Raw genomic sequence first — 7269 nt, 5'->3', positions numbered from 1 at the left:
AAGGTTGGCAGCATCCTTGCCCTTGTGGGCAGGCCGGAAGTGTTTCGGTTCCGCCAGTGCCGGTCCCGCCATGAGTGCGAAGGCGGATGACAGCAAGCCAAGACGACGGGTCAGCATCGCGACGTTCCCTCCTAATCCACCACGATACGGGCATCCGGAATGCCGGATGCAAGGGCCTGGTCCAACACGGCGTCGGCATGGGCGGCATCCGGCAGCGGGCCGACCTCGACCCGGAAGCGGTGTGTCCGCCCGTCCACCATGGAGACGATCTGAGCGCCGGCGGCGGCCATTTTGGCGCGCTGGACGGCGGCGTACTGATATTCCTCGAACGTATCGAGTTCCACCATCAACTGGCCGGGCTGGGGAGCGGTCTGGGTGACCGTCTCGGGCAGGCGCATCGGCGGCGAAGCAGTCACGGCCTGCGCCGGCTCCGCGACGGGTGCCGCCGGCAGCGCGCGTCCTCCGCCCTGCCCGATGCCCGGCGGGGGGGCCAGTTCGGCCACCTGGACCGCGCCTCGGGGTGCCGCGGTCATTGCCAGGGAGGGCGCACCGGGCAGCGCGTCGGCTGCCGCGTGGCTTTCGTTCGGCAAGACGTGCAGGCGCACCCTGGCGACTCCGTTGGGCGGCATGCCCAGCAGGGTGGCGGTGCGCCTAGTGACCTGAACCAGGCGATGGGGATCGCCGGAACCCTGGTCGTTCAGCCGGACGGTGACTTCGCGGCCGGTGTCCAGGTTGGTGATGCGGGCGATGGCGGGAAGCTGGATGGCCGGGTAGGCGGCGGCCAGGGCGGTCTGGTCGAACACTTCGCCATCGGTGGTCAACCGCGGCGCATCGCCTTGCGCGACGGCGGCAAGGCCGGTTTGGTCGAGGTCGTAGGATTCCCTTGGGTAGAACCAGACGCTGCCGACCTGATAGGGCTTCGCCAGGACGTAATGCGGATCGGGCTTCAGCGGCGGGGTGCAGCCGAACATCAGCAGGGCAAGGGCAGCGGCGAGGATGGGGCGGGTCGTCACACCACCACCCGATCGCCGATCGTGCCGACCGCGATGGCATAGAAATCGGATGGGTTATAGCGCCGTATGGCGGCGAAATTGCCGAACACCACGAAGGTGTCGCCCCCTGCCCCGTCCGGCGCCACCAGCGCGGCCGGCGTATCGGCGGTGGCGGCCCAGCGGTTGGTCAGCGGGCGGACGCCGATTCGCGCCCACTCCGAAAGCGGGCGTTTGACGTCACGCCCCTGGATGTCGACGTTGGCCGGCACGGTGACCGCCTGCCCCCAGGTTTGGCCTGGCCGCCAGCCGGAGCGCGCCAGGTAGTTGGCGATCGAGGCGAGGACGTCGGGCTTGCTGGTCCAGATGTCGCGGCGGCCGTTGCCCTCAAAATCGACTGCGTAGCGCAGAAAGCTGGACGGCATGAACTGCGGCTGGCCCATCGCGCCGGCATAGGAACCAAGCATGTCGCGCGGGGCGACGTCGCCGTGGTCGAGAATTTTGAGGGCGGCGATCAGTTCGCCACGGAAGAAACTCGCGCGCCTTCCTTCCCAGCCGAGGGTGGCCAGCGCCTCCACCACGCGGAAATCGCCCATGCCGGTGCCGAAGCTGGATTCCAGTCCCCAGATGCCGGCGATGACCCCCGGGCTGACGCCGTAGGTCTGCTCCACGCGCTGGAACAGCCCGCGATTCGCGGCCACGGCCTGGCGTCCATCGGCGATGCGCTTGTCGGTGATCACAAGGTCGCGATACTTGGCCCAGGTGAGGGTGAACTCGGGCTGGTGGCGGTCGCGGTCCAGCACTTTCTGGTTGGGCGACACGCCGGCAAAGGCGCTGTCCAGCGTGGCCGGACGGATGCCGGCCTGGCGCGCCTCGGTTCGGACGCTGTTCAGGAAGGCGTGGAAACTGTCCCCGGGGGACGCGAACGCGGGTGCGGAAAGGACCGCGGGAACGGCGCTGGCAAGCAGGAAACGACGGGTTGGCATACGGCACTTCCTGCCACGCCGGCCCGCGCCGGGGCAAACGGATTCACACTGGCGGGTCCGCCAACCCCGAACGCGATGCCGGCGGCCCTGGCTGCCGGAAGGGTCGGCATCCGGGGCCACCGGCATCAGTTGATGCGCGGCAGTTCCGTGTAGGTGTGATGGGCCGGCGGCGAGGTCTGGGTCCATTCCAGGGTGGTGGCGCCCGGCCCCCAGTAGTTGTCGGCGACATGGGCCTTCGAGGCGAAGGTGCGGATGCAGACGTAAAGGAACACCAGCGTCGCCAGCCCGCTGATGAAGGCGCCGATCGAGGAGACGAAGTTCCAGCCGGCGAAGGCCTCGGGGTAGTCCGGATAGCGCCGCGGCATGCCCGACAGGCCGAGGAAATGCTGCGGGAAGAAGGTCAGGTTGACGCCGACGAAGGTCAGCCAGAAATGCACCTTGCCCCAGAATTCCGGGTACTGGTGGCCGGTCATCTTGCCGATCCAGTAGTAGAACCCGGCGAAGATGCCGAACACCGCGCCCAGGGACAGCACATAGTGGAAGTGGGCGACGACGTAGTAGGTGTTGTGCACGACCTGGTCGATACCGGCATTGGCCAGCACCACACCGGTGACGCCGCCGATGGTGAACACGAAGATGAAGCCGATCGCCCACAGCATCGGCGTCTTCAGCTCGATGGAGCCACCCCACATCGTCGCGATCCAGGAGAACACCTTGATCCCTGTCGGCACCGCGATCACCAGGGTCGCGGCCATGAAGTAGGCTCGTGTATCGACGCTGATGCCGGAGACGAACATGTGGTGCGCCCAGACGACGAAGCCGACCACGCCGATGGCGATCATCGCGTAGACCATGCCCAGGTAGCCGAAGATCGGCTTGCGGCTGAACGTGGACACCACGTGGCTGACGATCCCGAACGCGGGCAGGATCATGATGTAGACCTCGGGGTGGCCGAAAAACCAGAACAGGTGCTGGAACAGCACGGGATCGCCGCCGCCCGTCGGGTCGAAGAAGGAGGTGCCGAAATTGCGGTCACAGATCAACATGGTGATCGCGCCGGCCAGAACGGGAACCGCCAGCACCAGCAGGAACGCCGTCACCAGTTCCGACCAGATGAACAGCGGCATCTTGTGCAGCGTCATGCCGGGGGCGCGCATGTTGAAGATGGTGACGATGAAGTTCATCGCGCCCAGCAGGGACGACGCGCCGGCGAGGTGAAGCGCGAACAGCGTGCAATCCATCCCTATGCCGGGTTCGTAGGTGATTTCCGACAGCGGCGGATACAGCGTCCAGCCGGTGCCGGATTCTCCCAGCAGCAGTCCGGTCATGACCAGTGCGAAAGCTGGGGGCAGCAGCCAGAAACTGATGTTGTTCAGCCGCGGGAACGCCATGTCCGGCGCGCCGATCATCAGCGGGATGAACCAGTTGCCGAAGCCGCCGATCAGTGCCGGCATGACGGTGAAGAAGATCATGATCAGGCCATGGGCAGTGATGATCGTGTTCCACTCCTGCCCCGACGTCACGATGGTGCCGTGGGGATGCAGCAACTGCGCCCGCATGATCATCGACAGCGCGCCGCCGACCACGCCGGCGAACACCGCGAACATCAGATACAGCGAGCCGATGTCCTTGTGATTGGTGCTGAACAGCCATCGCTTCACGAAGCCGGGCGCGTGGCCGTGATGGTCATGGTCATGATCATGTGTGGTTACTGACACGTATCATTCTCCGGCGGCGGTGTCTGGTCACCCGGCCGCTGTAGGCCCCTGCCCCAAGGCCAACAAGCAGTTAGTCGGACAGGTTTTTGTGACTGGTTCGGTTGACCTTACCGCATCATGTCCGGCAGGTTACCGAAGCACCGGCGTCAGTCCGGGACTCGATGGGGGAGAGACGGATGGCGGATCAAAGCGCGCTGGAAAAAGCGACGCTCCGGCGCGTGAGTTTCCGGCTGTTGCCGTTCCTGATGCTTGCTTATCTGGTGTGCTACATCGACCGGGTAAACGCGGGTTTCGCGGCCTTGCAGATGAACAAAGATATAGGTTTGTCCGGAACGGTTTTCGGGTTGGGCGGCGGCATTTTCTTCGTCGGCTACTTCCTGTTCGAGGTGCCCAGCAACCTCGCGTTGGAGCGGTTCGGCGCCAGGCGCTGGATCTGCCGGATCATGATCACCTGGGGGCTGGTTTCCGCCGGCATGGTGGCCGTGGTGGGGCCGAATTCCTTCGTCGCCGCCCGTTTCCTGCTGGGCGCGGCCGAGGCAGGGTTCTTTCCCGGCGTGATCCTGTATCTGACCTACTGGTTTCCCGCCGAACAGCGGGCCAGGATCATCGGTATTTTCATGGTGGCGATTCCGGTCTCCGGCTTCGTCGGGTCGCCGATTTCCGGTGCCCTGCTTGGCATGGACGGGCTGTTGGGCCTGCGCGGCTGGCAGTGGGTGTTCATCCTGGAGGCCGTCCCGGCCGTGCTGCTGGGATTCGTCTGCCTGGCGTGGCTGACCGACGGGCCGGCCCAGGCGCGCTGGCTGACGGACGAGCAGCGGACGTGGCTGGCCGGCAGGCTGGAGCAGGAACGCCGCCAGACCAAGCGTGTCGCGCATGGGTCGGCGTGGAAGGTGGTGCGCAATCCCACCGTGCTGGCGCTGGCGATCGTCTACGCGGGCGGCGCCACGGCCAGCTCCGGGCTTGGGCTGTGGCAGCCGCAATTCATCAAGTCGTTCGGGCTGTCGAACCAGGAGGTGGGGTGGGTGAACGCGCTGCCTTACGTATTCTCGGCCGTCGCGATGATCTGGTGGGGCCAGCGGTCCGATCAGCGTAATGAACGGCTGTGGCACACCGCGATCCCGTTGGGCCTGAGCGGCATCGCGCTGGCGCTGTGCATCCCCTTCCCGCTGCTGGTGCCCACAATCGTGCTGCTGTGCGTGTGTGTCGTCTGCACATCGGTCACGCGCGGCCCGTTCTGGGCGCTGGCGTCGGAGTTTCTGTCGGCGCCCAGCGCAGCGGCCGGAATCGCCATGGTGAACGCACTGGGAACGGGGTGCGGTTTCATCTGCAATGTCCTGATGGGCCGCATCTACGACGGGACACACAGCTATCCGCTGACCATGCTGCCGATCGTCGGCTTCGCCCTGGTCGGAACGGTGGTGCTGCTGGTGCTGGGCCAGGCAAAACGGGTGCCGGCGCCGGCTTGACACGGCCGGTCCGAACCATTCCGATGATAAAAGATAAGCAATGTGGGGAAACGAACGTATGACCATCGCTCGCCGAGACCTTCTCGCGATCGGTACCGCCGGGTTTGCCGCCAGCATGGGCGTGCGGGTCAGCCAGGCCGCCGACAAGACCGTCATTCTGGGCTGCAGCATCCCGCTATCCGGACCCGCCGCCCCGACAGGCATCACCACACAACGCACCATCGAGCACGCGCTGGAGGTGATCAACGCCAAGGGTATCCAGATCGGTCCGGACCGCTACACGCTGGTCGCGCAGTTCTACGACAACAAATACATCCCCGCCGAGGCCGTGACGGTGGTGGAGAAGATGATCGCCGACAACGTCCACTACCTGTTTTCCAGCGGATCGGGCAACTCGGTGCCGGTGGTGGAGAAAACCACCGCGGCCAAGGTGCTGCAGATGTCCGGCGCATCAGGCAAAGGGCATCTGACCGCGCCGCAGTTTCCGTATAGCTTCCGGGTGCAGCCGACGAACGAGACCGCCTATGCGGTGTATCCGTGGGTGAAGACCACGTACCCCGCGGTCAAGCGGGTGGCGCACATGAACCCGAGCGACGAGGCGGGGTTCACTGAGTCCGAAGATCGGCGGATGATCTCGGAACGCAACGGCTTCACGAACGTCGGCAACGAATACTTCAAGCGCGGATCGACCGACATGTATCCGGTGGCGACGCGGCTGGTGGGTTTCACGCCGGACCTGATCGACTTCGGCGGCACCATCGGCCGCGACCAGGGGCTGGCGTGCAAGGCGCTGCGGGAGCTTGGCTACCAGGGCAAGATCCTGCTGGGTTATTCGGACGCCAAATCCTTCGTCGACATCGCCGGACCGGACGCGGCGGAGGGCACTTTGCTGTTCGATACGCTGGCGGAGCCGCAGACGCCCGAACAGAAGGAGATTTATAACTGGTGGATCGGGAAGTACGGGCAGCCGTTCCCCAGCTATGCGTTCCTGATGTGGGACTGGCCGTTTATCCTGGCGGCGGCGATCCAGAAGGCTCAGTCGGTCGATCCCGTCGTGGTGGCCGAGGCGATGCGCACCACCGTCTATCACGGCATTTTCGGTGAAGAGCGGTTCGGGATGAAGTCGGTGTATGGGCTGGATAGTTCCCTGACGCGGCAGATCCCGATGTCTTGGATCAAGGGCGGCAAACCGACTTATCTGGCGACAATCGATTGGCCGGCGGGAGTGTGATCCTCTGACCGCGACCCTGCTGATCCAGATCGTGCTGAGCGGTCTGGTCACCGGCCTGATCTACATGCTGATCGCGCTGGGGGTGACGTTGCTGTTCGGCATCATGCGCGTGGTGAACTTCATTCACGGCGAGCTGGTGATGCTGTCGGCGTTCACCATCTGGTATGTCGGCGTGAACGAGGGGTTCTCGATGTGGCTGGCGATTCCGGTGGCGGTGGTGGTCGCCGGCGGGTTGTCCGTGCTGTGCCAGAAGTTCCTGTTCAAGCCGCTGCAATATGACATCCTGAACTGCTTCATCGTCGGCATCGGCGCCAGTTTCGCCATTCGGTCGGCATCCTGGGCGATTTTCGGGCCGGAGCCGCAGGCGATTCCGGCCATGCTGCCCGGTGTGGTCAAGCTGGGCGGGGTATTCATGGCCAAGCAGCGCCTGCTGGCGGCGGGTGTCTGCATCGTGCTGGCGATCGCGCTGTATTTGTTCCTGCATTTCACCAAGCCCGGAAAGGCGATGCGGGCGGTGGAACAGGACCGCGAGGCGGCGCTGCTGATGGGGATCAATCCGGAGAGCGTCTACGTCACCGCGTTCATCATCAGCGCGGCGCTGGCGGCTGTGGGCGGGGCGATGCTGGGTTCTGTGTTCGGCGTCGATCCGGAGATGGGATCGGAACCGTTGCTGAAGTCGTTCATCATTGTGCAGATCGGCGGCATGGGCAGTATCGCGGGCACGGTGCTGGCGGGGTTGTTCATCGGCGTGGCGGATAGTGTCACCGGGACTCTGCTGGGCGGTGAGCTGGCGTTCATCATCGATTTCGCCATCCTGATGCTGATCCTGATCGTGCGGCCTCGCGGGTTGTTTGGTTATGATGTGTAGATGCGGTTTCG

6 protein-coding genes are annotated in these 7269 nt (G+C 64.9%); 3 read left to right on the top strand and 3 right to left on the bottom strand.

Translation table 11 applies throughout. The features are described from left to right. Positions 1 to 131 precede the first annotated feature (131 nt). From GSQ89_RS32020 to ctaD, 3 genes are all read right to left on the bottom strand, one after another. Entirely contained in the window at positions 132 to 1013 is an 882-nt protein-coding gene (locus GSQ89_RS32020; RefSeq protein WP_158932173.1) for a septal ring lytic transglycosylase RlpA family protein, read from the bottom strand. Beyond that, positions 1010 to 1975, bottom strand: coding sequence for a lytic transglycosylase domain-containing protein (locus tag GSQ89_RS32015; RefSeq protein ID WP_158932172.1), 966 nt, complete (start codon positions 1973 to 1975; stop codon positions 1010 to 1012). The genes GSQ89_RS32020 and GSQ89_RS32015 overlap by 4 nt, the downstream gene beginning before the upstream one ends. Positions 1976 to 2100: 125 nt before the next feature. Continuing rightward, complete coding sequence (gene ctaD / locus GSQ89_RS32010) at positions 2101 to 3693, bottom strand: cytochrome c oxidase subunit I (protein WP_158932171.1); 1593 nt, start codon at positions 3691 to 3693, stop codon at positions 2101 to 2103. Between the two features lie 176 nt (positions 3694 to 3869). On the opposite strand from ctaD, the gene GSQ89_RS32005 reads away from it, so the two are divergent. Genes GSQ89_RS32005 through GSQ89_RS31995 form a run of 3 tightly spaced genes read left to right on the top strand, consistent with a single transcriptional unit; the run spans position 3870 to position 7258 of the window. Further along, positions 3870 to 5159, top strand: coding sequence for an MFS transporter (locus tag GSQ89_RS32005; protein ID WP_216856517.1), 1290 nt, complete (start codon positions 3870 to 3872; stop codon positions 5157 to 5159). A 58-nt stretch (positions 5160 to 5217) separates the two neighbouring features. Beyond that, positions 5218 to 6390 carry an ABC transporter substrate-binding protein gene (locus tag GSQ89_RS32000; protein ID WP_158932169.1) on the top strand — a complete coding sequence of 391 codons (1173 nt, stop codon included), beginning with the start codon at positions 5218 to 5220 and terminating at the stop codon, positions 6388 to 6390. 31 nt (positions 6391 to 6421) lie between these two features. Then, a complete protein-coding gene (locus GSQ89_RS31995; RefSeq protein WP_158932168.1) occupies positions 6422 to 7258 on the top strand; it encodes a branched-chain amino acid ABC transporter permease in 837 nt (278 codons plus the stop codon). Positions 7259 to 7269: the final 11 nt, after the last annotated feature.

Source organism: Acidisphaera sp. S103 (genome assembly GCF_009765975.1).
Classification (GTDB): domain Bacteria; phylum Pseudomonadota; class Alphaproteobacteria; order Acetobacterales; family Acetobacteraceae; genus Rhodopila.
The sequence above is the reverse complement of the archived record's forward strand: the minus strand, read 5'-3'. Positions and strand labels throughout refer to the sequence as shown.